General features: G+C 72.5%; 17 protein-coding genes. 12 read left to right on the top strand and 5 right to left on the bottom strand.

What is annotated here, in order from left to right; translation table 11 throughout:
* The first annotated feature begins 213 nt into the window (after positions 1–213).
* The 6 genes from NAEX_RS41080 (at position 214) to argH (ending at position 7,884) form a co-directional block, all read left to right on the top strand.
* Positions 214–1,218 carry an N-acetylornithine carbamoyltransferase gene (locus tag NAEX_RS41080; protein ID WP_211302559.1) on the top strand — a complete coding sequence of 335 codons (1,005 nt, stop codon included), beginning with the start codon at positions 214–216 and terminating at the stop codon, positions 1,216–1,218.
* Positions 1,219–1,262: 44 nt separating this feature from the next.
* Positions 1,263–2,492, top strand: a complete 1,230-nt coding sequence (locus tag NAEX_RS41075; RefSeq protein WP_096332911.1) for an argininosuccinate synthase — start codon at positions 1,263–1,265, stop codon at positions 2,490–2,492.
* The gene (locus NAEX_RS41070; RefSeq protein WP_096332910.1) at positions 2,489–3,766 is read left to right on the top strand and encodes a M20/M25/M40 family metallo-hydrolase; all 1,278 of its coding nucleotides are present in this window, start codon (positions 2,489–2,491) and stop codon (positions 3,764–3,766) included. The genes NAEX_RS41075 and NAEX_RS41070 overlap by 4 nt, the downstream gene beginning before the upstream one ends.
* A 13-nt stretch (positions 3,767–3,779) precedes the next feature.
* On the top strand, positions 3,780–5,144 hold the full coding sequence (locus NAEX_RS41065) for an acetylglutamate kinase (protein ID WP_096332909.1): 1,365 nt from the start codon (positions 3,780–3,782) through the stop codon (positions 5,142–5,144).
* A gap of 303 nt (positions 5,145–5,447) precedes the next feature.
* Positions 5,448–6,398 carry an N-acetyl-gamma-glutamyl-phosphate reductase gene (argC, locus tag NAEX_RS41060; RefSeq protein WP_096332908.1) on the top strand — a complete coding sequence of 317 codons (951 nt, stop codon included), beginning with the start codon at positions 5,448–5,450 and terminating at the stop codon, positions 6,396–6,398.
* Between the two features lie 190 nt (positions 6,399–6,588).
* The gene (gene argH, locus NAEX_RS41055; protein ID WP_096332907.1) at positions 6,589–7,884 is read left to right on the top strand and encodes an argininosuccinate lyase; all 1,296 of its coding nucleotides are present in this window, start codon (positions 6,589–6,591) and stop codon (positions 7,882–7,884) included.
* A gap of 250 nt (positions 7,885–8,134) precedes the next feature.
* On the opposite strand, the gene NAEX_RS51520 is transcribed toward argH, so the two are convergent.
* Together NAEX_RS51520 and NAEX_RS41045 are read right to left on the bottom strand one after the other, a co-directional pair.
* Entirely contained in the window at positions 8,135–9,460 is a 1,326-nt protein-coding gene (locus tag NAEX_RS51520) for a tetratricopeptide repeat protein (RefSeq protein ID WP_096332906.1), read from the bottom strand.
* 349 nt (positions 9,461–9,809) lie between these two features.
* The gene (locus NAEX_RS41045) at positions 9,810–11,039 is read right to left on the bottom strand and encodes an aspartate aminotransferase family protein (protein ID WP_096332905.1); all 1,230 of its coding nucleotides are present in this window, start codon (positions 11,037–11,039) and stop codon (positions 9,810–9,812) included.
* A gap of 551 nt (positions 11,040–11,590) precedes the next feature.
* Here NAEX_RS41045 and NAEX_RS41040 point away from each other — a divergent pair.
* From NAEX_RS41040 to NAEX_RS41030, 3 genes are all read left to right on the top strand, one after another.
* Positions 11,591–12,913, top strand: coding sequence for an MlaD family protein (locus tag NAEX_RS41040; protein ID WP_143140679.1), 1,323 nt, complete (start codon positions 11,591–11,593; stop codon positions 12,911–12,913).
* A gap of 83 nt (positions 12,914–12,996) precedes the next feature.
* The gene (locus NAEX_RS41035; protein WP_096332903.1) at positions 12,997–13,875 is read left to right on the top strand and encodes a hypothetical protein; all 879 of its coding nucleotides are present in this window, start codon (positions 12,997–12,999) and stop codon (positions 13,873–13,875) included.
* Between the two features lie 244 nt (positions 13,876–14,119).
* The gene (locus NAEX_RS41030; RefSeq protein WP_096332902.1) at positions 14,120–15,163 is read left to right on the top strand and encodes a TauD/TfdA family dioxygenase; all 1,044 of its coding nucleotides are present in this window, start codon (positions 14,120–14,122) and stop codon (positions 15,161–15,163) included.
* Here the strand turns inward: NAEX_RS41030 and NAEX_RS41025 are convergent.
* On the bottom strand, positions 15,139–16,077 hold the full coding sequence (locus NAEX_RS41025; RefSeq protein WP_096332901.1) for a bile acid:sodium symporter family protein: 939 nt from the start codon (positions 16,075–16,077) through the stop codon (positions 15,139–15,141). The two genes, NAEX_RS41030 and NAEX_RS41025, sit on opposite strands and share 25 nt — an antisense overlap.
* A gap of 118 nt (positions 16,078–16,195) precedes the next feature.
* Here NAEX_RS41025 and NAEX_RS41020 point away from each other — a divergent pair, with 118 nt between their 5' ends.
* Positions 16,196–18,010, top strand: coding sequence for a S10 family serine carboxypeptidase-like protein (locus tag NAEX_RS41020; RefSeq protein ID WP_177325938.1), 1,815 nt, complete (start codon positions 16,196–16,198; stop codon positions 18,008–18,010).
* Positions 18,011–18,088: 78 nt separating this feature from the next.
* On the opposite strand, the gene NAEX_RS41015 is transcribed toward NAEX_RS41020, so the two are convergent.
* Together NAEX_RS41015 and NAEX_RS41010 are read right to left on the bottom strand one after the other, a co-directional pair.
* Positions 18,089–19,918 (bottom strand): phosphoenolpyruvate carboxykinase (GTP), encoded by a 1,830-nt coding sequence (locus tag NAEX_RS41015; RefSeq protein ID WP_256254055.1) that lies wholly within the window; start codon positions 19,916–19,918, stop codon positions 18,089–18,091.
* A 642-nt stretch (positions 19,919–20,560) separates the two neighbouring features.
* Positions 20,561–21,697: a hypothetical protein gene (locus NAEX_RS41010; protein ID WP_143140681.1), complete on the bottom strand. Its 1,137-nt coding sequence runs from the start codon at positions 21,695–21,697 to the stop codon at positions 20,561–20,563.
* 328 nt (positions 21,698–22,025) lie between these two features.
* Between NAEX_RS41010 and NAEX_RS41000 the strand changes: the two genes are divergently transcribed.
* Complete coding sequence (locus tag NAEX_RS41000) at positions 22,026–23,492, top strand: NHL repeat-containing protein (RefSeq protein ID WP_143140682.1); 1,467 nt, start codon at positions 22,026–22,028, stop codon at positions 23,490–23,492.
* Positions 23,493–23,659: 167 nt separating this feature from the next.
* A complete protein-coding gene (locus NAEX_RS40995; protein WP_143140683.1) occupies positions 23,660–25,168 on the top strand; it encodes an NHL repeat-containing protein in 1,509 nt (502 codons plus the stop codon).
* Positions 25,169–25,263: the final 95 nt, after the last annotated feature.

Here is a 25,263-nt window from a genome sequence, read left to right as displayed (position 1 = left end):
TCTCCTGCGACATGCCCCAAAGGACCTGTCCCGAATCACCAGCACCGCGCCGCCGGGGGCGAGCGCCCCGCCGGCCCGGCGAGGCCCACGCCGCCGCGACGGGCCAGCCCGCCGCGAACGCGAGAGGAAGTTCACAATCGCTCGATCGCCCGCGCCGCACGTCGGCCCCCGCGCCTATTTGGCCGCACGCCCCCCTGTGCTAGAGGAGCGCGCGTGCGCCACTTCCTCTCGACCCTCGACTACAGCCGCGCCGAGATCGAAGCGCTCCTCGCCGCCGCGCGCGCCTTCAAGGCCGGGCCGCACGCGCAGACTCTGGCCGGCAAGTCGATCGCCCTGGTCTTCTTCAACCCGTCGCTGCGCACGCGCACCAGCTTCGAGCTCGGCATGCACCAGCTCGGCGGCAAGGCCATCGTGCTCGAGCCGGGCAAGGGCGCCTGGCCGATCGAGTTCGACGACGGCGTCGTGATGGACGGCGAGCCCGAGGAGCACGTCCGCGAGGTCGCGCGGGTGCTCTCGCGCTACGTCGACGCCATCGCCGTGCGCGCCTTCCCCAAGTTCCAGCGCTGGGAGGTCGACCGCGAGGACCGCGTCATCCAGTCGTTCGCGCGCCACGCCACCGTGCCCGTGATCAACATGGAGACGATCACGCACCCGTGTCAGGAGCTCGCGCTGGCGCTGACGCTGCAGGAGAAGCTCGGCGACCTCGCGGGCAAGAAGATGTGCCTGACGTGGACGTACCACCCCAAGCCGCTCAACACCGCGGTCGCCAACTCGGCCCTGATCATCGCCGCCAAGCTCGGCATGGACGTCACCCTCCTGTGTCCCAGCCCCGAGTACGTGCTCGACCGGCGCTACATGGACGCCGCCGCCGAGTACACCAGGGCCGCCGGCAGCACCCTCACCGTCACCCACGACATCGAGCAGGGCTACCGCGGCGCCGACATCGTCTACGCCAAGAGCTGGGGCGCGCTGCCCTACTTCGGCCGCTGGGACGAGGAGAAGCCGATCCGCGAGGCCAGCCGGCGCTTCATGGTCGACGCCGCCAAGATGGCGATGACCCCGAACGCCCTGTTTAGCCACTGCCTCCCGGTCCGCCGCAACGTCAAGGTCACCGACGAGGTCCTCGACTCGCCGCGCGCGATCCACATCGACGAGGCCGAGAACCGCCTGCACGTCCAGAAAGCCGTGATGGACGCCCTGCTGCGCGGCGCCCTCTGATCCCCCGATTCGCCCGTCCCCGCCTCGCTCCCAGGATCCCCCAGATGTCCCAAAGTACAGCTTCGAACAAGAAGGTCGTGCTCGCCTTCTCCGGCGGCCTCGACACCAGCTTCTGCGTGCCCTACCTGCGCGAGCGCGGCTACGACGTGATCACCCTGTTCGTCGACACCGGCGGGGTCGACGACGCCGAGCGGGCCTACATCGAGCAGCGCGCGCGCGACCTCGGGGCCGTCGAGCACGTCACCGAGAGCGGCGCCCAGCCGATCTGGGACGACGTCGTCGTCCCGCTGGTCATCGGCGGTCAGCTCTACCAGGACGTCTACCCGCTGCTGGTCAGCGACCGCTACATCATCGTCGAGCGCGCCCTGGCGCTGTGCGACGCCCGCGGCACCCGCGTGTTCGCCCACGGCTGCACCGGCATGGGCAACGACCAGGTCCGCTTCGACCAGACCGTGCGCTCGCTCGGCGACTACGACATCGTCGCCCCGATCCGCGACATCCAGCACCAGCACCACGCCGTGCGCGCCTACGAGGCCGAGTACTTGCAGAAGCTCGGCCACCACGTGCGGCCGAAGACCGCCAAGTACAGCATCAACGTCAACCTCCTCGGCGTCACCGCCTCGGGCTCGGAGATCGACGAGTTCCAGGCCCCCGGCCCCGAGACCTGGCAGATGTGCGCGCGCCCGGAGAGCTGGCCGAAGCAGCCCCTGCGCGTCGACATCGAGTTCGAGCGCGGCGTCGCCGTCAAGCTCGACGGCGAGGCCATGCCGGGCCCCGAGATCCTGCGCCGCCTCAACGAGCGCCTCGGCGCCTACGGCGTCGGCCGCAACATCTACACCGGCGACACCACGATCGGCCTCAAGGGCCGGATCGTGTTCGAGTGCCCCGGCATCACCGGCCTGATGACGGCCCACCGCGCGCTCGAGGAGGCGATCCTCACCGCCCACCAAAACGGCTTCAAGCCGCTGGTCGCCAAGAAGTGGGTCGAGCTGGTCTACCGCGGCTTCTTCTTCGAGCCGCTCAAGGACGACCTCGAGGCGTTCCTCCGCTCCTCGCAGACGTTCGTCAGCGGCATCGTCACCCTCGAGACCGCCGGCGGCGTCGTCACCCCGGTCGCCGTCCGCTCCGAGCACATCCTGCGCAACAAGGGCGCCGTCTACGCCCAGTCGGCCGACTGGGACGCCCGCGAGGCCGAGGGCTTCATCAAGCTGCTCGGCATGAGCTCGACCCTGTCCGCGCGCGTCAACCCGCGCCGGCGCCCCGGGCAGCGATGACCGAGGCCACGCTGCGGCGCACCCTCGAGCACCTGGGGCGCCTCGTCGCGTTCGACACCCGCAACCCGCCGCGGGCGATCGCCGGCGACGCCGGCCTGTTCGCCTACCTGCGGGACATGCTCCAAGGGGCAGGTCTCGCCTGCGACACCGTCGACCTCGGCGACGGCTGCGTCTACCTGCTCGCCGTCCGCGGCGCCCCGCAGGTGCTGTTCAACGTCCACGTCGACACCGTCCCCGCCGACCCCGGCTGGACCGCCGACCCGCACGTCCTGCGCGTCGAGGGCGACCGCGCGATCGGCCTCGGCGCCTGCGACATCAAGGGCGCCGCCGCCTGCCTGCTCAGCGCGCTCGAGACCACCACCGGCCCCGCCGCCGTGCTGTTCTCGTCCGACGAGGAGGCCGGCAGCAGCCGCTGCGTCCGCGAGTTCCTGGCCCGCTCCGACCTGTCCCCGCGGACAGCGGACCTGTCCCCCGGACCCGCCGGCGCCGCGCCCGCCGACCTGTCTCCGCGGACATCTGACCTGTCCTCCGGACCAGCCGGCGCCGCCGCGTTCGCCGACCTGTCCACCCGGACCGCCGACCTGTCCCCGCGGTCATCCGCGCCCCGGCACCCGACCTTCCGCAGCGTCGTCGTCGGCGAGCCGACCCGCTGCCGGGCCGTGCTGGAGCACCGCGGGATCGGCACCGCCACCGCCGCCTTCTCCGGCACCGGCGGCCACGCCTCCGCCGCCCGGGCCCTGCGCGACAGCGCCGTCCACGAGGCTGTCCGATGGGCCAGCCTGGCCCTCGCCCGCGCCGAGGCCAGCGAGGCCGCGGGCGCCGTGGGCCCGCTCCGCGGCCTGCGCCTCAACCTCGGCGCCGTCGAGGGCGGCCTCAAGGCCAACATGATCGCCAGCGCCGCCGCCGTGCGCTTCGGCGTGCGGCCGCCGCCCGAGCTGCCGCCCGCGGCCGCGCTGGCCGAGCTGTTCGCCCTCGCGCCCGACCCCGAGCGCGTCCGCTTCACCCCCGGCTTCCTCGCCCCGCCGCTGCCCGCCGGCGGCCCCGCGCGCCTCGCCGAGGCCCGCGCGGCCGCCTCCGCCCTCGCCGCGCGGCTCGGCCTCCCGCCCGGCGACCCGGTCGACTTCTGGACCGAGGCCGCCCTGTTCTCCGCCGCCGGCTGCGACGTCCTGGTCTACGGGCCAGGTTCGATCGAACAGGCCCACACCGCGGGCGAGTACGTCCCGCTGGCCGACCTCGTCGAGGCGGCGTCCCGCTACCGCGCGATCCTGTCCTGAAGATCCAACGACCATGCCCAACCCCCGCGAGCTGATCGTCAAGCTCCTGCGCAACCTCGGCGGCCGCAAGGAGGTCGAGCAGTACCTCAAGCAGTTCTCGAGCGTCGAGCACAAGCGCTTCGCCGTCATCAAGGTCGGCGGCGGCCTGCTCGCCGACGACCTCGAGAGCCTCGCCTCCTCGCTCAACTTCCTCCACCAGGTCGGCCTCCACCCGGTCGTCGTCCACGGCGTCGGGCCGCAGCTGCAGGCCGCGTTCGAGGCTGCCGGCGTCGACCCGACCGACTGGGCCCAGCGCACCTCGCCGCGGGCGCTCGAGCAGGTGCGCCGGGTGTTCCGCGCCGAGAACCTGCGCCTCGTCGACATGCTCGAGGAGATGGGCGCGCGCGGCCGGCCCGTCGTCGGCGGCGTGTTCGCGGCCGAGCTGGACGAGGGCGAGCGCCCCGGCGAGCAGCGGGCCCGGATCGTCCGCGTCGACACCGACGCCATCGACTCGAGCCTCAAGGCCGGCTCGATGCCCGTGCTCGCCAGCATCGGCGAGACCGCCGGCGGCCAGATCCTCGACCTCGGGCCCGATCTCGCCGCGCACGCCCTCGCGCTGCGCCTGCAGCCGTACAAGATCATCCTCCTGCGCGCCCAGGGCGGCCTGCGCGACGAGTACGGCGACCTGATCTCGGCCGTCAACCTCGCCGAGGACTACGAGCCGCTGCTGGCCGAGCCGTGGCTGTCGAAGAGCACCCGCCACAAGCTCGAGCTGATCCACGACCTCCTCGGCAAGCTCCCGCGCGCCTCCTCGGTCTCGATCACCTCACCTGACCTTTTGGCCATGGAGCTCTTCACCCACAAGGGCTCGGGCACCCTCGTGCGCCGCGGCGAGCGGATCATCCTCCACGAGTCGCTGGCGAGCGTCGACCTGCCGCGCCTCGCCGGCCTCTTGACCGCCGCGTTCGGCCGCCCGCCGGTCGCCGACTACTTCACCCGCAAGCCGTTCCGCCGGATCTACCTGGCCGACAGCTACCGCGCCGCCGCGATCCTCACCGACGAGGGCCCGATCCCCTACCTCGACAAATTCGCCGTCACCGGCGAGGCCCAGGGCGAGGGGATCGGCGGCTCCTTGTGGCTGCGCATGACCCGGGAGACCCCCAAGCTGTTCTGGCGGGCCCGCGTCGACAACCCGATCAACCCCTGGTACTTCCAGCGCGCCGACGGCAGCTACACCGGCGGCGCCTGGACCGTGTTCTGGACCGGCATCACCGACTTCCCGACCATCCAGGAGTGCGTCGAGCGGGCCCTCGCCGCCCCCCGACCCTCGAGGCGGCGCACACGATCGGAGGCGCGGCATGACCGCGACCGCCAGCGCCCCCACCGACGCGCGGCATGACCGGGACGGCCTCGCAGGGCCGCGCAGGCGTGGCATGCCTCCGGCCGCATCGCGCTCGATGACCTCGAGGACATGCCCGAACGGTCATGGCGCGACTGCCATGCTCCCAGAGACATGTCGTAGGCGACAGGCAGGCCCCCGGGGGGCCGCGGGCGCGCCCGGCCGCGCACGGTGTCGCCTGTCCGGAAGGACATCCCCGCTCGACCGCCGCGCACGCCTCATGCCCCCGAGGACATGTCCCTCGGAGCACGCACCGCCCCGCGCGGGCGCCCCCGCCCCCGTCCGCCGCCCCGGAGGTCCGCGATGACCCCGACCCTCGGCCTCGTCGGCGCCCGCGGCCACGTCGGCGGCGAGCTCGCGCGCCTGCTCGCCGGCCACGGCGGCCTCCGCCTCGCGCGCGCCGCCTCCCGCCAGGGGGTCGGCGAGCCGCTCTCGGCCCACCTCGCCCACGCCCCCGCGGGCATTGTCCTCGAGGACATGTCCCCGGAGACAGTCGCTTCCTGGCCCGTCGACGCCGTCGTGCTCGCCCTGCCCAACGGCCTGGCCGCCGCCTACGCCGACGCGCTGGCCGCCGGCCCGCGCGCCCCCGTGCTCGTCGATCTCTCGGCCGACTTCCGCTTCGACCCGGCCTGGGCCTACGGCCTGCCCGAGCGCCACCGCGAACGGATCCGCGGCGCCCGCAAGATCGCCAACCCCGGCTGCTACGCCACCGGCATCCAGCTCGGCGTCGCCCCGCTGCTCGAGCTGCTGGCCGGCCCGCCGCAGGCCTTCGGCGTGTCCGGCTACAGCGGCGCCGGCACCACCCCCTCGCCGCGCAACGACCCCGAGCGGCTGCGCGACAACCTCATGCCGTACGCGCTCACCGGCCACCTGCACGAGCGCGAGGCCAGCCACCACCTCGGCCACGCGGTCCGCTTCGTCCCCCACGTCGCCCCGTTCTTCCGCGGCATCACCCTCACGATCACCCTCCCGCTCGCGCGCCCGCTGGAGCGCGACGCGCTGGTCCGCCGCTACCGCGACGTCTACGCCGGAGAGCCGCTCGTGCGCGTCACGGACGACATCCCCGAGGTCCGCGCCGCCGCCGGCCGCCACGACGTCACCATCGGCGGCTTCCAGGTCGACGACCGCCACGCCGTCGTCGTCGTCACCCTCGACAACCTGCTCAAGGGCGCCGCCTCGCAGGCCCTGCAGAACCTGAACCTCGCCCTCGGCCTGCCCGAGCGCCAGGGCGTGCCGCGAGACCCGAGCGCCTGACCCCGGCTCTTCCCATGTCCCGAAGGCCAGGCACCACCGCTCGCCGCCCGCCCCTGAGCGCCGCCCCTCTCCTGTCCCGAAGGCCAGGCACCACCGCGAGCCCGCCCGAGCGCCGCAGCAGCGCCCGTCCGCGCCTGCCCCGAAGGCCACGATCCCCGACTCACCCGCGACGAGCTCCCAGGAGAACCGCATGAGCACCCGACCGCTATGGGACAAGGGCCAGGCCGCGCTCGACGCCGCGGCCCAGGAGTTCTGCGCCGGCGACGACGTCGTCCTCGATCGCCGGCTCATCCTCCACGACATCCGCGCCTCGATCGCCCACGTCCACGGCCTGCAGCGCATCGACGTCCTCGCCGCCGCCGAGGCCGAGGCGCTGGTGAACGGCCTGGGCGAGCTCGCCGAGGCCGTGCGCGCCGGCAGCTTCGTGCTCGACGAGCGCTTCGAGGACGGTCACTCCGCCATCGAGTGGTACCTGAGCGAGCGGCTCGGCGACGTCGGCCGCAAGGTCCACACCGGCCGCAGCCGCAACGACCAGGTCCTCGTCGCCATGCGCCTGTGGCTCAAGGACGCCCTCGCCGACCTGCGAGCGCGCTGCCTCGACTGCGCCGACGCCTGCCTGCGCCGCGCCGAGACCACCCGGGACGTCGCCCTGCCCGGCTACACGCACCTGCAGCGGGCCGTGCCCTCGTCGCTCGCGGCCCTGCTCGCCGGCCACGCCGAGGCCTTCCTCGACGACGCCGAGACCGCCCGCGCCACCGCCGGCACCCTCGACTCGAGCCCGCTCGGCACGGCCGCCGGCTACGGCGTCAACCTCCCGCTCGACCGCGACGGCGTCGCCCGCGAGCTCGGCTTCTCGCGCGTCCAGGTCTCGCCGATCTACGCCCAGAACAGCCGCGGCAAGCTCGAGCTGCTGGCCGTCCAGGCGCTGCACCAGGCCCTGCTCGACGTCCGCCGCCTGGCCTGGGACCTCTCGCTGTACTCGACCGCCGAGTTCGCGTTCGTGCGCCTGCCCGACGCCTACACCACCGGCTCGTCGATCATGCCCAACAAGCGCAACCCCGACGTCGTCGAGCTGCTGCGCGCCGTCCCGTCGGTCACCGAGGGCGCGATGTCCGAGCTGTCGTCGCTGCTGTCGCTGCCGAGCGGCTACCACCGCGACCTCCAGGCCACCAAGGCCCCCGTCCTGCGCGCCTTCACCCGCGGCCTCGCCGGCCTCGCCCTCGTCCCCGCGCTCGTCCACACCCTCGAGCTCGACGTCGCCCGCATGGCCGCCGCGATCGACCCCGAGCTGTACGCCACCGACCGCGCCGTCGAGCTCGCCCGCGCCGGCGTGCCGTTCCGCGACGCCTACCGCCAAGCCGCCGCCGAGATGCATGACCTGAAGGACAGGTCTCCGGCGGAGAGCCTCGCCGCCCGCGTCAGCCTCGGCGGCCCCGGCAACCTCGGCCTCGACCGCCTGCGCGCCCGCCTCGACGCGCTGCGCTGAGCCGCGCCGCCGGCGGCGCTGCCGGATGTCCGCGTGGACATGCCCTTCAAGGCATGTCCGATACGACAGCTCGAAGGACGGGCGCCCACCCTCCCGACCTCCCGGCAGGGGCCGCTCCACCGCTGCAGACGCCCCTGGGTGCCGAGCACCACCGGCAGTCCCGTCGGACATGCCCTTCAAGCCATGTCTGAAGGTTCAGCACAGCGGCCGACCCTCGGCGCGAGCAGCCCGCGCCGCTCGCGACCCCCCTTCACGTGAAGCGGTTGCTCGGCACCGGGCTGCCGGCGCGGTGGATCAGCCGCGAGCCGGCCTCGCGGCGCAGCCCGAGCCGCTGCTCCGCCGGCAGCCCCGCGAGCGCGCGGTCGAGGTCGATCACCCGCTCGAGCGGCGTCGCGCTGTCGTCCGCCACCGCCGTCGCCGCGATGAGCCCGCCCAGCTCGGCCTCGTCGCGGCTGTCGGCCTCGGCCTCGGCGATCTTGCGCGTCGCCGGATCGTAGGTCAGCGCCCCGCCCGTGAACGGGTGCCGCACCACCTGCGCCAGGACTGTCGCCACGTCGGGCGCGTACGCGAACGGCTCGATCCAGTCGGTCACGTGCACGAACAGCGGCCGCCCCGGCGCGTGCATCCGCATGCCGCCGAGGAACGCCGGCTCCTCGACCGCGTCGAGGCTCCACGCCACCACCAGCCCGCGGCGGCGGGCGTCGTCGGTCCATGGCGCGAGCGGGAGGTCCAGCACCCGCGCCGCCGCGTGCGCGAGGATCCGGCTGGCGCGGTCGGGCGCGCTCAAGATCCGCTCCGGGCGGTGCCCCACCGCCGCCAGCAAGCGCTGCAGCCGATCGAGCCCGAGCCGCTGCAGCGCCGGCGAGTCGTTGAGGAACGCGTAGCGCCCGTGCATCGGCTCCGGGTAGCCGTGCGGCGACTCGTGAAGCAGCAGCGACCCGTTGAGCACCGCGTGCCAGGCCGTCAGCGCCCCCTCGTCGAGCCCGACGCCCGCGGCCGCCAGCGCGTCCGCCCGCGCCAGCATCGCGGCCAGCGCCTCGCGCATGAACACCAGGTTCGCCTCGGTCGCCCCGGCGAGCCGCTGCAGCCGCGCCCGCGGCCGCTCGAGGTCGCCGCACATCAGCCAGTAGAAGCCCGACAGGTACGCCAGCAGCGGATCGTCGTCCGCCCGCCCCGACGCCTCGACCACCAGCGCCGCCGGCCCGTAGTACAGCAGGTGCTCGAGCGCGTTCGCCAGCTCGCCCACGATCCCCGGCTGCCCCGGCGCGATCTGGTTGGCCCGCTCGAGCACGCTCGCCGCGATCGCGAACTGCCGCTGTTCGGCCAGCCACCAGCCGGCGTCGTAGAGCGCCCGCGGATCGTCCGGAGCCGTCGCCGCGCGCGCCAGGTCGGCCACCCCGTCCGGCCCGGCCAGCTCGCGCGTGATCGTCAGGGCCAGCGCCATCGCCTCCGCGAAACCCTCGGCGTCGAGCGACCCCCCGTGCGGGTAGCCGAACACCTGCGTGAGCGCCAACCAGCCGCCGGACGCGTCCCCGGCCGCCACCTGCTCGCGGATCGAAGCGAAGCTCGCAGTCATGCAGCCTGGACCATACCACGCCGCCGCTCCGCTCGCGTCGCGCGCTTTCGTGATCGAGGGGTGTTCTTTCGGACATGCCCGATAAGACATGTACAAGCTCGAACGAGGTCGCCGGAGAGACGCCGAAGGGGTCGATGAGCAGGACGACGGTTGGAGGACGCAGCCGCCCGCGGCGACCCGACACGACCCGTCGCCCCGCCGCGTGACGCAGGCCGGCCCACCTCTCCTCGCCCGCGCGCGACCGCCCCGACACCGTGGCGACCCGGAGCGCCTGCCCGCAAGGACAGGTGCTCCTTCGCCCCGCCGTGGGCCTTTGGGCCTCACCGGCTCGCGAAGTCGGCCGCGCCCGTCAGCCCGCCAGCACCCTGGCGAACACCGCCAGCGCCTCGTCGATCTCGGCCGCCGTGACGATCAGCGGCGGCACGAACCGGACCACCCGCGGCCCCGCCGGCACCACGAGGAGTCCGGCGTCGAGCGCCGCGCGGGCGATGTCGGCGGCCGTGCGCGGCTCCGTCGACCCGAGCTCCGCGCCGAGCAACAGGCCCCAGCCGCGCACCTCCGCGATCTTGCCCGGCGACGACTTCGCCAGCGCCTGCAGCCCCGCGCGCAGCTGGTCGCCGCGCAGGCGAGCGTTGTCGACCAGCTTGTCCTTCTCGATCGTCATCAGCACCGTCAGCGCCGCCGCGCAGGCCAGCGGGTTGCCGCCGAACGTGCTCGCGTGGTCGCCGGGCTGGAACACGTCGCAGCTGCGCTTGCACAGCATCGCCCCGATCGGCAGCCCGCCGGCCAGGCCCTTCGCCAGCGTGACGACATCGGCCTCGACCTCGAGGTGCTGGTGGCCCCACCACTTGCCGCTGCGGCCGACGCCCACCTGGACCTCGTCGAACATCAGCAGGATCCCGCGGGCGTCGCACAGCTCGCGGATCTTGCGGAACACCGCCGGGTCGCCGGGCCGGATCCCGCCCTCGCCCTGGAGCGGCTCGAGCAGCACCGCCGCCACCTGCTTGCGCTCGCGGTCGAGCTCGACGATCGCCTCGCCCAGCGCCGTCGCGTCGTTGAACGGCACGTGGACGAAGCCCGGCACCAGCGGGTCGAAGTTCTGCTGGTACTTCGCCTGCCCGGTGGCCGTCACCGTCGCCAGCGTGCGCCCGTGGAAGCTCGCCTGCGCCGCGATCACCACCGGCCGCTCGATCCCGAGGCGCGTGCGCCCGTACTTGCGCGCCAGCTTGATCGCCGCCTCGTTGGCCTCCGCCCCGGAATTGCAGAAGAACGCCCGCTCCCCGGCCCCGAGCGCCGCCAGCAGGGCCGCCAGCATGCCCTGCTCGGGGATGTAGTACAGGTTCGACACGTGGTGCAGCCGCCCGATCTGGCGCGTGACCGCTTCGACCAGGTTCTTGTGGGCATGTCCCAAAGTACAGGTCGCGATCCCGGCCGCGAAGTCGAGGTAGGACCGGCCCGTCGTGTCCCACACCCTGCAGCCCTCGCCCCGCTCGAGCGCGATCGGGAAGCGGGCGTAGGTCGACATCACGTGAGCATCGAACGCCTGCGGGTCGAACGGGGCGGGAGGCGGAGCGGACATGGCGCCGTGGACATTCCACATCGCGCCCCGGCTGTCGAGTAGCCGTCAGCACGAGGCGGCCGGCGGGAGCCCTGACGCGTCGCGCCGGAGCCGACGCGCGAGGACGCAGGCCGCGCTGGCTGGGGCGCGCCGCACCGTCCAGCCCGGCGTCATCGGCCAGCGACAGCGTCCTCACCGCGCCGTCCTCGGCCCCGCGAACGACGGCTCGGCCCGCGAGGCATCCTCGCCCGGCCCACGGGCAAGCGACCCGCGGCGGGTCGACGCAGCCGCCACCGCTGCGAGCACGCTTGCGAACACGGCCCACCCCCCACGTCGAGCTCGCTGCGAGGATCTTCGCCGCCGCGTCCGGTCACCTCGACCTCTCGAGGCCGGCCGCCGTCCTTCGATCCGTGGGCACCTGCCTGCAGGAGCCCGACTGGACCTCCGGCTCGCCGCCCCACCACCCGAGCGCCGCCGGGCGCGATCTCGTTCGCCTGCGCCCTGTGCGAACGCCGCGGCAGGCCCCGCGCGGCGACCTCCTCACGCGCGGCCGGATCCGCTACGATTCGAGGATGGCCCGCCGGAGCGAGCAGAGCCTCAACCAGATCGTCGGGCTCGTCGTCATCATCACCGGCCTCGTCATCCTGGTCACCCTCATGGTGTTCAGCCAGGGCACGAACCTGTGGAAGGAGCGGGTCGAGATCACCGCCGACTTCCGCCAGGTCTTGGGCCTGCGCGAGGGCAGCGCCGTCCAGATCGAGGGCATCGAGATCGGCACCGTCGTCAAGCGGGAGTTCGTGTGGGTCGACTACCCGTGCAACCCGCAGACCGAAGATCGCGGCCGCTTCGGCCAGGGCCGCACCGACGACTGCGACCGCACCATGTTCTGCGCGCCCGAGGGTCGCTGCGCCGAGCTCGAGTCGTACTCCTTCAACAAGGACCTCCACGCCCCCTGCGAGGAGGACTCGCAGTGCGGCCAGGGCGAGGTGTGCGTCACCGCCGAGATGCGCCGGCGCTACCGCGGCGTGCTGTGGACCGGCGGCACCGGCATCTGCGACGGCTTCACCACCGATCACAGCCGGATCCGCGTCACCCTGTCTGTCTTTCAGGACAGCATGCTGCACATCCGCGACGACAGCCGCGCCGTCATCTCGCAGAACGGCGTGCTCGGCGATCAGATCGTCCAGATCTCGGTCGGCCGCGGCGAGCCGATCCACCCCGGCGGGCGGATCCAGACCACGCCGTCGATGACCGAGACGATCGACGCCGTCAAGGAGAAGGTCGACGGCGGCTTCGTCAAGGTCGAGGAGGCCATCGGCGGGATCGCCGAGCTCGCGGCCGCGATGGGCGACGGCGAGACCGTCCGGAACATCCAGAACCGGCTCGCCGCCGCCGACGAGAACCTGCGCAACACGGCGGCCGGCAAGGGCATGATCGGCGCCATGCTCAACGACGAGGACCTGCTGCGCAGCTTCGGCAGCTCGCTCCGCGGCGTGCAGGACGGCGCCGCCGACCTCGACCACTTCCTCGCCAAGGGCCAGAAGGCGCTGACGAAGTTCGACGACAGCATGCAGCCGCTGGTCGACGACGGCCGCAAGAAGATGGCCGCGATCTCGAACGCCCTGCACGACCCGTACAACGTCAACATCTCGACCCGCCTGCTCTACGACTCGCAGGGCAAGATGCTCAAGAGCGTGCAGGACACGCTCGGCAACGTGAACAAGATCGTCGCCGGCATCGAGCGCGGCGAGGGCACCATGGGCCGCCTCGTGCGCGACCCGAAGATCTACGACGACCTGGTCGAGTTCTTCCGCGGCTTCCAGCGCGACGGCAAGATCCAGTTCCTGATCCGCTGGGCTCGCAACTCCGACAAGCCCGCGCGTCCAGCCCGCTGACAGCCCCCCTGCGAAGCGGCGCGAGCCCGCGGACAGGGCAAACTCTGGCCCGCCCGGGCGCGCGTGCTAGCTCGCGCGCCGCGGTGCCCAAGCTGTCTCACGAGGCGCTGGTCCAGCTCGTCCGCCACGCGCCGGCGCTGATCCCCGACCTCCTGTGGCCGGGCGCGCCGCCGGGTCCCGTCCGGATCAGCGCCGCCGAGTTCGTCGACCTCCACTTCGCCGAGCACCGCGCCGACGCGGTCCTTGGCCTCGGCGGCGCGCCCGAGCGGCCCGACGAGGCCCTGGTCGTCGAGGTCCAGGTCGAACGAGACCCGCGCAAGCGCTGGACCTGGCCGCTGTACGTCGCCGGCCTGCGCACGCGCCTCAACTGTCCCGTGACCCTCGTGGTCGTCTCGCTCGACCGCGACGTCGCCCGCTGGTGCGCCGAGCCGATCGACCTCGGCCGCCAGCGCAACGTTTTACTGCCGTGGGTCCTCGGGCCCGAGGCCGTCCCCGCGGTCACCGATTTCGATCGGGCGCGCGAGTTGCCGGAGCTGGCGGTGCTGTCGGTCGCCGCCCACGCCGACGAGCCCGGCGTCGAACGGATCGCCCTGGCCGCCCTCGACGCGAGCCGCGAGCTCGACGACGAACGGGGGATCCACTACCCTGACTTCGTCGTCGGCCTGCTCGGCCGCGCGGCCCGCCTCGCCCTGGAGCAGCTCATGGCCACCCAAAAGCGCTGGGAACCGATCAGCGACATGTTCCGCAAGCCCTGGCTCGAGGGCATCGCCGAGGGCGAGGTCAAGGGCCGCCTCGCCGGCAAGGCCGAGCTCGTCCTCAAGATGCTCCAGCTCAAGGGCTTCGGCCTCACCGACGCCCAGCGCCAGCGCGTCCTCGACTGCCGCGACGAGGCTCTCCTCGAGACCTGGGCCGCCCGCGTCCTGGTCGCCACGCGCCTCGACGAGGTCCTCACCGACCAGTGAGTCGCGGGCTCTGTCCGAAAGGACATCCTCGCCCCTCTTCGCTGGGCTCCGACCCGGAAGTCGCCCCGAGCTCGCGTCCGTCGCCCCCGGGTTGCGCCCGGCACGGCGCTCATCGAGGTCGGCAGACGCCCCGTTCCCCGCGTCCCCCGACCTGTCCCGAAAGCCATCCTCATTCTCCCGCCCCGGCGCGACCTCGCCCGGCCCGCCCTGCGCCACCGCCGGCGATTTGTGCGATCGTCGCCCCATGCGACTCAGCGAGATCCGGGGTCCCGGGGGCGGCGTCGTCCCGGTGGTCGAGCCTGACGGCGACGTCCGCGTCGACGCCTTGCGCGCCTGGCTCGACGCCGAGAAGACCTGGCTCTCCGGACAGCTTCGCACCCACGGCGCCGTCTTGCTGCGCGGCTTCGGCGTGCGCGTCCCGGTCGACCTCGAGCGGGTCGCGCGGGCGATCGACCCCGAGCTGAAGAACGAGTACCTCGGCACCTCGCCCCGCGACGCGCTCAGCGAGTACGTCTTTTCGGCCAGCGAGCTGCCCCCGTACTACCCGATCCCGCAGCACTGCGAGATGTCGTTCTTGCGCGACCCGCCGCGGCGGCTGTTCTTCGCCTGTCTGGTCGCTCCCCAGGGCGGCGGCGGCGAGACCCCGCTGTGCGACTTTCGTCGGGTCGCCGCCGGCCTCGCTCCCGACGTGCGCGACCGCTTCGTCCGCGGCGGGATCCGCATCATCCGCAACTACGACGGCCCGGACGGCGGCGGACGCTTCGACCTGTGGAAGCTCAAGCGCTGGGACGAGATGTTTCTGACCACCGACCGCGGCGTCGTCGAGGCCAAGTGCGCCGAGCAGGGCTTTCAGGTCACCTGGCTCCCGGGACAGCGGCTGCGCCTCGTCAGCGAGCAGGACGCCTTGCGGCCCCACCCCGAGTCCGGCGAGCCGGTGTGGTTCAACCACCTCCAGGTGTTCCACGCCGCCAGCGCCGCCGCCGAGCTGCGCCGCGTCCACGCCCGGCAGGGCGACCTGCGGAGCCTCGCCCTCGCGCGATTCGCCCGGGTCATGATCGGCGCGCGGCGCAAGTTCACCGCCGCCGACGCCCTGCCGATGCACTGCACCTACCGCGACGGCCGCGAGATCGACGACGCCGACCTCGAGCACCTGCGCGACGTCGTCTGGCGGCACATGGTCGTGTTCCCGTGGCGCGCCGGCGACGTGGTCGCGATCGACAACTTCGCCGTCTCGCACGGCCGCCTGCCGTACCGCGGCCCGCGTCAGGTCGTCGTCGCCTGGGCCTGAGCGTCCTCCTCGCGCAGCGCCCGGCGGCGCCACACGAACGCCAGCGAGAGGCCCGCGATCAGGTGCCACACGCCCCACCAGGCCGCGATCATCGCCGTCCCGCCGAGCCCCGGGAAGAAGTCGAACGCCAGCACCAGCGCCAGCCCGGCGTTTTGGATCCCCACCTCGATCGCGATCGCCCGCCGGTCGCGGCCCGGCAGCCCGGCTGTCCTTGCGGCCAGCCAGCCCGCCAGCAGCGCCAGCCCGTTGTGCAGCGCCACCACCCCGCCGAGCAGCAGCCAGTGGTCGGCCAGGATCCCCGCGTTGCGGCTCAGCCCGATCACGATGAACAGCGCCAGGCAGCCGACCGAGAGCAGCTTGAACGGCCCCCGCAGCTGCGCCGCCAGCCGGGGCCGACGCGCCGCCACCAGCATCCCGAGCGCCAGCGGGGCGCCCAGCACCGCCAGCACCGTCGCCACCAGCTCGCCCGGCGCCAGCGCGACCGCCCGGACCAGCGCCGCCGTGTCCGCCGACAGACCTGACCAAAAAGCCAGGTTGAACGGCGTCGTCACCACCGCCAGCACCGTCCCGATCGCCGTCAGCGTCACCGACAGCTCGGTGTTGCCGCGAGCCAGGTGGGTGATGAAGTTCGACATGTTGCCGCCCGGGCACGCCGCCACCAGGATCATCCCGAGCGCCACGCTCGGCGGCGGGTGCAGCAGCACCACCAGCGCGAACGTCAGCGCCGGCAGCACCACCACCTGGCCCAGCAGGCCGACCATCGCCGCGCGCGGGTGACGGAGCACCGCCGCGAAGTCGGCCGGCCGCAGGTCGAGCGCCACGCCGACCATCACCAGCGCCAGCACCACGTTGAGGACCACCAGGCTGCCGGGCTCGAACGCCAGCGTCACCCCGTCGAGCTCGGCGCCGGACATCGAGCCTCACCCTACCATCCTTCGCCGGGGCCCACGAGCGGCCCTGCCGCCGCGCCGCGAGCCGCCCTCATCGCCCGTCGGCGCGCACTTGCGCCGCCCGCCGCGATACGCTCGTCCCATGCCGACTCGCGCTCGCGCGGCCGCTGCCTTGCTGCTCCTCGCGGCCTGCACCGACCCTTCGCCCGCCGAAGACAGCGACGGCACCACGCTCGGCCTCACCTCCTCGACCTCGTCGACGACCGCGCTCGACCCGACCACCACCTCGACCTCCTCCTCCTCGACGAGCACCACCGGCGCCCCCGACCCCACCACCCGCACGTCCTCGACCTCGACCACCGCCGCCCCCACCGGCTGCGACGCCCCGCCGCCGTGCGACACCTGCACCTGCGAGGACGACGTCTTTCACTGTCACTGTCCCGAGCTGTCCCCCGAGGCAGGTTATCTCGACGTCGCCGGCGTCGACTACGAGATCGGCGAGGGCGACGGCGTCATCGCCATGACCAGCTCGCCGGCGCGGCTGTTCTACAGCTTCCACCCCGCCGACCACGATCCCGGCGACGCCCCGCTCCTCCTCTTCTTCAACGGCGGCCCCGGCGTGTCCACCGGCTTGATCCTCGCCGGCAACACCGCCCCCCAGGCCCTCGGCGACGACCTTCAGCCCGCACCCAGCCCCGCCCCCTGGACCGCCCTCGGCCACCTCCTCTACCTCGACGCCCGCAACACCGGCTTCTCGCAGCAGTCGATCGCCGACCCCTCCGAGATGCCGCTGCGCTCCGCCGAGCTCAACAGCCGCAACTTCAACAGCTACCTCGACGCGGCCGACTTCGCCCGGGCCCTCCTGCGCTTCTGGGACGACCACCCCGCGCTCGCCGGCCGCCGCCTCGTCCTCGTCGGCGAGAGCTACGGGGGCATCCGCGCCTCGATCCTCTTGCACATGCTGCTGTTCCCGGCCCGCTACGAGCAGGGGCCCGGCCGCTACCGCGACCCCGCGCTGGCCGCCGCGATCGCCGGCCACCTCGCCGCCCGCTTCCCCGGCGACGGGCCCCCGGGCCCCGACGTCGTCGGCGCCGCCCTCGGCCACCTCGTCCTCGTCCAGCCCAGTTTGGCCGGCTCGGCCCAGCAGGCGCGCGCCGGCGACCTGCTCGAAGCGCCAGGTTCTCCGGTTCATGTCCTCGCGGACAGCCTCGGCCTCGAGTTCGTCGCCTGCGCCGACAAGCCGGGCCCGTGCGACCCCTGGGCCAACGTGATCAACTTCGTCGAGAGCGCCGGCCGCAGCCGCTACGACATCGCCGGCCCCGGCACCTGGCTGGCCGACCTGTTCGCGCGCACGCGCGCCGGCCTGTCGCGCCGCGACACCCTCGCCGCCATCTTGCAGGTCGCGCCCGAGGACATCGACGGCCTCGCCGCCGCCGACCGCCCGACCGCCTTCCGCGTGCGCAACCCCGGCGACTACCCGGCCGACGCCCCCGACCTCGCCGACCACCTCGGCGTCCTGCCGGCGTGGGACCGCTACTACCTGCCGTTCTCGGTCGAAGCGCTCGACGGCTTCCGCGGCCCGGCCGCGATCATGGCCGGCGTCCACTCGAGCGACCCGCACTACGGCGCGCTGTTCCTCCACGACCTCGCCCACGCTCGCGTCTTCATCACCGACGCCGCCCGCGACCTCGCCGTGTGGGGCCCCTCGATCGAGCCCACCCTCGAGCTCTTCACGGCCCTCGTCGACGACGTCGAGCGCATCGACGACCTGCCGCGGGGCAGCGCGCGGCCCGGCGAGCTGCACGTCCAGTTCCGCCCCGACGCCTTCCCCGGCGAGCCCGACCCGGGCCTGCGGACGATCCGGCTGGCCCCGTACGACGCCTCCCACGCCGTCACCTACGACCGCCCGGTCGAGCTGCGCGCCGACGTCGCCGCCTGGCTGGCCGAAGCGCCATGACCCTGGGGACATGCCGGTTCGGGCATGCACGAAGGGCCATGGCTGAAGAGCCATGGCCCGCCGCTCCTCACCCCGCGCTCACAGGCGGCTGATCAGCAGCTCGCGCTCGAAGATCATCGTCTTCGGCAGCGCCTCGGACAGCTCGAGGAACAGCTCCTCGTGGGACAGCGTCTGCTTCTTGACGCGGTCGCGCGAGTAGCCCATCAGCTCGTCCCACTGGGCCTCGGAGAAGTCGAGGCCGCGCCAGTCGATGTCGTGGTAGTGGGGGATCCAGCCGAGCGGCGACTCGACGCCGATCGCCTGGCCGCGCGAGCGCTCGACCACCCAGCGGAGCACGCGCATGTTCTGGCCGAAGCCGGGCCACATGAACTTGCCGTCCTTCTTGCGGAACCAGTTGACGTGGAAGATCCGCGGCGGCTCCTTCACGCGCTTGGCCATCGACAGCCAGTGGCGGAAGTAGTCGCCCATGTTGTAGCCGCAGAACGGCAGCATCGCCATCGGATCGCGGCGCAGCGCCCCGACCTGGCCCTCGGCCGCCGCGGTCTGCTCCGAGCCCATGGTCGCGCCGATGTACACGCCGTGCGACCAGTTGAACGCCTGGTAGACCAGCGGCACGTCGTTCATGCGGCGGCCGCCGAAGATGATCGCGCGGATCGGCACGCCGGCCGGGTTCTCCCACTCGGGGTCGATGACCGGGCAGTTGCGGGCCGGCGCGGTGAAGCGGGCGTTCGGGTGCGCCGCGTTGCGGCCGCAGTCGGGCGTCCAGTCCTTGCCGGTCCAGTCGATCAGGTGCTTGGGCGGCTCCTGCGTCATGCCCTCCCACCACACGTCGCCGTCGTCGGTCAGCGCGACGTTGGTGAAGATCGAGTCGCGCGCGCACGAGATCATCGCGTTGGGGTTGGTCTCCATCGACGTGCCCGGGGCCACGCCGAAGAAGCCGGCCTCGGGGTTGATGGCGCGCAGGTTGCCCTCGGCGTCGGGCTTGAGCCAGGCGATGTCGTCGCCGACGCAGGTGACCTTCCAGCCGGTCATCTCCTTGGGCGGGATGAGCATGGCGAAGTTGGTCTTGCCGCAGGCGCTGGGGAACGCCGCGGTCACGTAGGTCTTCTTGCCGTCGGGGCCCTCGACGCCGAGGATGAGCATGTGCTCGGCGAGCCAGCCCTCGTCGCGGGCCATCGCCGAGGCGATGCGGAGCGCGAAGCACTTCTTGCCGAGCAGCGCATTGCCGCCGTAGCCGCTGCCGAACGACAGGATCGTGCGCTTCTCGGGGAAGTGGGTGATGTACGTGTTCTCGGGGTTGCACGGCCACGCGGGGCCGGTCTCGCCGGGCTCGAGCGGGTGCCCGACCGAGTGGACCGCCTTGACGAAGCGGCCGTCGTCGCCGAGCGCGTCGAGCACCGGCTTGCCCATGCGGGTCATGATCTTCATGTTGGCGACCACGTACGGCGAGTCGCTCAGCTGCACGCCGATCTGGGCGATCGGCGAGCCCAGCGGGCCCATGCAGAACGGGATCACGTACATCGTCCGCCCGCGCATGCAGCCGTCGTAGAGCGCGTTCAGCTTCTTGCGCATCACCAGCGGGTCCTCCCAGTTGTTGGTCGGGCCCGCGCCCTCCGGCGAGGCGCTGCAGATGAACGTCCGGCTCTCGACGCGCGCCACGTCGCGCGGGTCCGAGCGCACCAGGATGCTGTTGGGGCGCTTGCTGGGGTTCAAACGGATCGCCGCGCCGCTCTCGATCAGCAGCCCCAGCATGCGGTCGTACTCGGCGTCCGAGCCGTCGCACCACTCGACGCGGTCCGGCTTGCAGCGCGCCGCCCACTCGTCCACAAAGCGTTGCAGCTCTTGGTGTTTGGTCTTGGTCTCGCTCATCAGTACCTCGTGCGCTCGGCGACTGTTATGCGTCGCCAAGCCTACCCTGGGGCGCCGGGTGGGGGTAAGAAAACTCAACCGTCAGTCATGCGGCGAAGCTGGAGCGCCGGCCACCCGGGCGAACGGCGTCGGACGCCCGCGCCGCGCCGCGCGCACGCCGTTGCACAGGCGAGCCGCGGGGCCGCGTGACCGAACTCTGTCCGGGCGATCGCCGTGTCCGGCCGAGGCCGCTGCGGCCCGCCTCGGCCGGCGACGCACGCGTGTAAACGGCCGCTGCGGCGCGACCTCGGGGCCGCGAGGCCCTCGCACCACGCGTCGCGTCACCTCCGTGCGATCGCCGGGTCCCAAGCCCGATCTCGCGATTCGCCGGCTCGCTCGCAGCGACTGCCGCCGCCTGTCCGCGGCGTCGGGCTGCGGTCGCGGCCCTTCGCCGCGCCCCGGCGCACGGTCGAGCCCGGCGGCGCGGCGAGGCCCGCGCAACGCACCTCGCCGGCCCGGCCCTCCCTGGGCCCCCGCGGCGCATGTCCCGCGAGACATGCCCTGGAGACCATGTCCTCCGGCTCTCGTCGCCTCGGACATGCTCTGTCGGTCATGTCCTCGAGATCACCTCATCCACGCGGTGCGCCCGGCCCGCCGCTCGGCCGGGCGGCACCTGTCCCCGCGGACATCTCCGCCTCGCGGTCACTGCGGGATCAGCGGCGCGCAGGTCGACACGCCGGCGCCGACGATCCGCAGCGGCGCGTCCTCGACCACGACCTCGAGGTCCTGGACCCCGTTGCCGTCGCTGTCGTCGTAGTCGAGGTGGGTCACCTCGCTGGTGCTGTCGGAGTCCTTGTCGGTGAAGAAGTAGAAGTCGCCGCCGAAGAACGCGAACGCGAACCCGCCGCCGGTCTTCACGCCGGGCAGCGGCGTCACCTCGATCGTCGCCCCGGTCGCCTTGTCGACCTCGACCAGCACCGACGGGTCCGGCCCGGCGAACAGGAACGCCCGGCCGTCGCCGGTGCCTGTCACTTCGGCCAGGCCGTAGTCGCTGAGCCCGTGCGGCACCACCGCCAGCGTGTCGGGGTCGACGCTGAAGAACTCGCTGACCATGTCGCCGTTGGCGACGCCGTTGTAGTGGTTGCCGTAGATCCGGTCGCACTTGTCGTCGGCGCTGTTCGACACGAACGCCATCCCGAAATTCTCGATCCCGTCCTGCATCGGCACGAAGCCGGGGTCGCTGCACTGCGTCGTGTCGGTCACGTCGATCTTGCGCAGCTGCATGTCGCTGTACTGCACCCACGCGAAGCCCTCGCGGTCGACCCCCATCGAGAACGTCGACGGCAAGAGCCCGCAGTCGGCCGGGCCCAGCAGCTCGAAGTCGTTCGTCTGCGGGAAGTACTTCCACAGCTGCGCCGTCTTCGACAGCACGAAGATCCCGTCGTCGAGCGGCACCTCGAGGTCCGGGCACGGGCACTTCTCCTCGACCACCCCGGTCGTGCTCGTCTGCTCGGTGGTCGCCGTGGTGGTGCTGGTGCTCGTGCTCGTGCTCGTCGCGTCCGTCGTCGTCGCCGTCGTCGGCTCGCCGGTGGTGCTCGTGCTCGTCGGCGGCGCCGCGGTCGTCGGCGTCTCGCTGTCACTTTCGCTGGCGCCGTCGCTGCCCTCGCTGCTCGGCCCGCCGCTGTCGCTCTCGCTCGCGGTCCCGGTCGAGCTCGTGAGCCCCTGCCCGGTCACGCCGGTGATGCCGGTGCCCGCCGAGGCGTCGGCGGTGGTGTCGCCCGCGCTCCCGTTGCAAGCAGGGAGCAGCGCGGCGGCCAACAAGACGTAAGTCGTTCGCATGGCGGCACCATACCTCCCCGGCGGCCCCGCGCGTCGGCCCTGGCGCGGCGGCCCCCGGCCGCGGCGCCTCTCCGGGCAACCGCGGCACACGTCGCGCGCGACATCGCCGCCATCCCTCACGTGGCCGATCGGACATGGCCCTCACGACAGGTAACACCTCAAGGTCTCCCCGAGCTCCCAGCGGGCTCGACCCTCGCGCTTGCAGACCGGCGTACCCGGGTTATGACTCCCTGGTGGGCCTCGACCACGCGTGGATCCACACGGCACCGGCGCGGAAACCCTCGCGGTAGCGCTTACAGCGCGCTATCGAACAGCCGATGGTCTTTTCATGTCTTTTTCGACCCGTTCGCTCGCTCTCGGCTCCGTCGTCTCTCTCGTGCTCCTCGGCTGCGGCGACGACAAGGCCGGCACCGCCAGCGCGACCGCGACGATGGGGACCACCGCCCTCACGACCGCGCCGCCGCCGACCACGGGCGGGACCGATCAGCCGACCACCACCGACGGCAGCGCGAGCGGTGACGCCACGATGACGGGCACCACCACCACCACCACTACCGGCAGCGTCAGCATCACCGGGGTGACCACCACCGGCAACACCACCGAGCAGGTCAAGTTCGACCTCGGCGTCCAGCCGGACGGAGGGATGAGCGGCGGCTGCGACGGCGGCGGCGGCGGCGGCGGCGGCGGCGGCATGCCGGCGTTCAGCTTCATCTGGATCGCCAACTCGGTCGAGGGCACCGTCAGCAAGATCGATACCTTCACCGGCGTCGAGGTCGGCCGCTACGTCACCGGCCCGGACACCACCGGCCTCGGCGACAGCAACAACGGCCCCAGCCGCACGTCGGTCAACCTCTACGGCGACGCGGCGGTCGCCAACCGCAACGGCGGCGTCACCAAGATCGCCGCGCGCGTCGAGGACTGCCCCGACACCAACGGCAACGGCGTGGCCGACACCTCGACCGGCCCGCTCGACGTGAAGCCGTGGGGCCAGGACGAGTGCGTACTGTGGCACCACCCGACCCCGACCAACCCGCTCGCGTATCAGGAGGGCCCGCGCCCGCTCGCGTGGGTCGGGGAGATCCAGCCCGACCAGTGCCCGGCCAAGAACCCGCCGCTGTGGCTCGGCTATTACAAGCAGGCGCAGAACCTCGGCGCCTTCGAGCGGCTCGACGGCGCCACCGGCCAGACCCTCGACATGGTCGACGTGCCGTGGAGCGGCAACTCGTGGGGCCCGTACGGCGGCGCGGTCAACAAGGACGGCGACTTCTTCGTCACCGGCTGGTCCTCGGGCCCGGCGATCCGGATCGCCCACGACACCCTCGCCGTCACCGTCTTCACCAACAACGGCTTCCCCTCCTATTACGGCATGGCCCTCGACGCCAAGGGCGAGCTATGGGTCGCCGGCTGCGACGCCATCCTCTACCACCTCGACCCGGCGTCGCAGATCTGGACGAACGTCGGCACCGGCCCCGGCTGCCTGCGCGGGATCATGGTCGACAAGCTGGGCCGCGCCTTCATCGCCCACAACGGCTTCCCCGCGGGCATGGTCGTCGTCGACACCACCACCAAGACGATCTTGAACTTCAACGTCGCCCTGCCCGGCGCGGTCACGCCCGTGGGGATCAGCATCGACGTCGAGGGCTACGTGTGGGTCGTCGATCAAGGCGGGTGGGCCTACAAGGTCGACCCCGACACCTATCAGGTGGTCCTCCAGGTCATGGGCCTCAACCAGCCCTACACGTATTCGGACATGACCGGCGCCGGCCTCGATTTGGTCGTCAACCCGCCGGGGTGACCTTTCCCTGCCCGAAGAGACATGTCTCGAACGCCAGTTCACCCCCGCGGGCCGGCGCGCGGCCTCGCGCCGCGCGAAACCGAACAGAGAGGATCCACTCATCCACGGGCAGGTTAATCCACTCGCCGAACCACCGAAGTCCACCGCGCTTTCGCATGATGGGAACCATGCAGAAGACAAGCGTTGGCAAGCGGTGGCTCGCGGCGTCCCTGGCGGTGGGCCTCGCGGCGTGCGGTGACTCGGGGACGGCGACCGGCACGGAGACGGCCGGGATGACCCAGGGGTCGACGCTGGACCCGACGATGGGGACCACGGCGACGACGGTGCCGACCGGCACCGACACCACCAGCCCCACCACCGCCTCGGGCTCCGAGTCCAACGGCGAGACGACGACGACGAGCACGACCTCGCCGACGACCACGACTTCGCCGACCACGACCGGGTCCGACACGACCACGACGACCGAGGGCGTCACGACGACGACCGGCACGACGTCGACGACGACCACCACCCAGGGCACCACCACCACCGAGGGCACCACCACCACCGGCACCACCGGCAACCCGGTGTGCGAGCCCGGCGACGGCATGGGCATGGGACCGGTGGAGAAGAGCTTCATCTGGATCCCCAGCCAGGACCTCAGCGACGTCGCCAAGGTCAACACCCAGACGCTCGTCGAGGTCGCGCGCTACAAGACCGGCCCCGGCGGCGACAGCCCGTCGCGCACCGCCGTCAGCGCCGACGGCCGCTTCGTCGTCGTCAACAACCGCCAGACCGGCACCTCGTCGATGTTCGCCGCCAACGTCGAGGACTGCGTCGACAAGAACGGCAACGGCATGATCGACACCTCGCAGAACAAGAACGACGTCCGCCCGTGGATGGCCGACGAGTGTCTGCGCTGGCACCATCAGTGGCCGTTCGCCGGCGGCTTCTCCAACGGCCCGCGCGGCGTCACCTGGACGCCCGGCACCTGGGACTACAACCTCTGCAAGTACGTCGAGCCCAAGGTGTGGCTCGGCTACAACGCGCCCGGCGGGTTCGCCCACTTCGTCCGCATCGACGGCGAGTCCGGCACGATCGAGGAGACCATCCAGGTCCCGAACTGGAACGGCCAGGGCTACGCCCCCTACGGCGGCGCGCTCGACCCCGAGTTCCGCCCGTGGTTCGGCGGCCTGCGCGGCGAGTTCGTGCGCATCAACACCGACCAGAACCCGATCACCGTGTCGCGCTGGACCCCGCCGTTCAACGTCCAGTCGTACGGCTTCACCGTCGACGGCGACGGCAACCCGTGGTTCGCCGGCTGCTCCGGCCCGGTCAGCACCTTCGACGCCGACACCGAGCAGTACACCTCGGTCGCCGGCACCAACGCCTGCTTCCGCGGCATCACGGCGGACAAAGACCACGTGTGGGTCGCCTCCAACGGCCCGTGCGCGCTGGTCCAGATCGATCGCGCCACCAAGACCCTGGTCGCCAACCACAACACCAACCCCTGCTCGACCGCGATCGGCCTCAGCGTCGACGCCGAGAAGTTCGTGTGGCTGGTCGACCAGGAGGGCTGGGCCTGGAAGATCGACCCCGACAACGTCCCCGGCATGCAGCAGGTCCAGGTGCCCGGCAGCCACTACGTCTACTCCGACATGACGGGCGGCCAGCTGCTCAGCATCCTGCCGATGTGACCTCCCGCGCCTGAGCGCGAAAGGGCATGTCCACATGGACATGCCCTTTCGCGCATTGTCGATCGAGCATGCCCATACGGACATGCCCTCTCGGC

This window comes from Nannocystis exedens, assembly GCF_002343915.1.
Taxonomy (GTDB): Bacteria; Myxococcota_A; Polyangia; order Nannocystales; family Nannocystaceae; genus Nannocystis; species Nannocystis exedens.
Note: the sequence above shows the minus strand (reverse complement) of the source record. Positions and strands in the feature narration are given on the sequence as shown.

Coding starts and splice junctions, on each gene's coding strand:
- NAEX_RS40995 (WP_143140683.1), top strand. CDS start 23,660: ATGCAGAAGACAAGCGTTGGCAAGCGGTGGCTCGCGGCGTCCCTGGCG.
- NAEX_RS41025 (WP_096332901.1), bottom strand. CDS start 16,077: ATGTCCGGCGCCGAGCTCGACGGGGTGACGCTGGCGTTCGAGCCCGGC.
- argH (WP_096332907.1), top strand. CDS start 6,589: ATGAGCACCCGACCGCTATGGGACAAGGGCCAGGCCGCGCTCGACGCC.
- NAEX_RS41065 (WP_096332909.1), top strand. CDS start 3,780: ATGCCCAACCCCCGCGAGCTGATCGTCAAGCTCCTGCGCAACCTCGGC.
- NAEX_RS41020 (WP_177325938.1), top strand. CDS start 16,196: ATGCCGACTCGCGCTCGCGCGGCCGCTGCCTTGCTGCTCCTCGCGGCC.
- NAEX_RS41000 (WP_143140682.1), top strand. CDS start 22,026: ATGTCTTTTTCGACCCGTTCGCTCGCTCTCGGCTCCGTCGTCTCTCTC.
- NAEX_RS41010 (WP_143140681.1), bottom strand. CDS start 21,697: ATGCGAACGACTTACGTCTTGTTGGCCGCCGCGCTGCTCCCTGCTTGC.
- NAEX_RS41045 (WP_096332905.1), bottom strand. CDS start 11,039: ATGTCCGCTCCGCCTCCCGCCCCGTTCGACCCGCAGGCGTTCGATGCT.
- NAEX_RS51520 (WP_096332906.1), bottom strand. CDS start 9,460: ATGACTGCGAGCTTCGCTTCGATCCGCGAGCAGGTGGCGGCCGGGGAC.
- argC (WP_096332908.1), top strand. CDS start 5,448: ATGACCCCGACCCTCGGCCTCGTCGGCGCCCGCGGCCACGTCGGCGGC.
- NAEX_RS41070 (WP_096332910.1), top strand. CDS start 2,489: ATGACCGAGGCCACGCTGCGGCGCACCCTCGAGCACCTGGGGCGCCTC.
- NAEX_RS41075 (WP_096332911.1), top strand. CDS start 1,263: ATGTCCCAAAGTACAGCTTCGAACAAGAAGGTCGTGCTCGCCTTCTCC.
- NAEX_RS41040 (WP_143140679.1), top strand. CDS start 11,591: ATGGCCCGCCGGAGCGAGCAGAGCCTCAACCAGATCGTCGGGCTCGTC.
- NAEX_RS41030 (WP_096332902.1), top strand. CDS start 14,120: ATGCGACTCAGCGAGATCCGGGGTCCCGGGGGCGGCGTCGTCCCGGTG.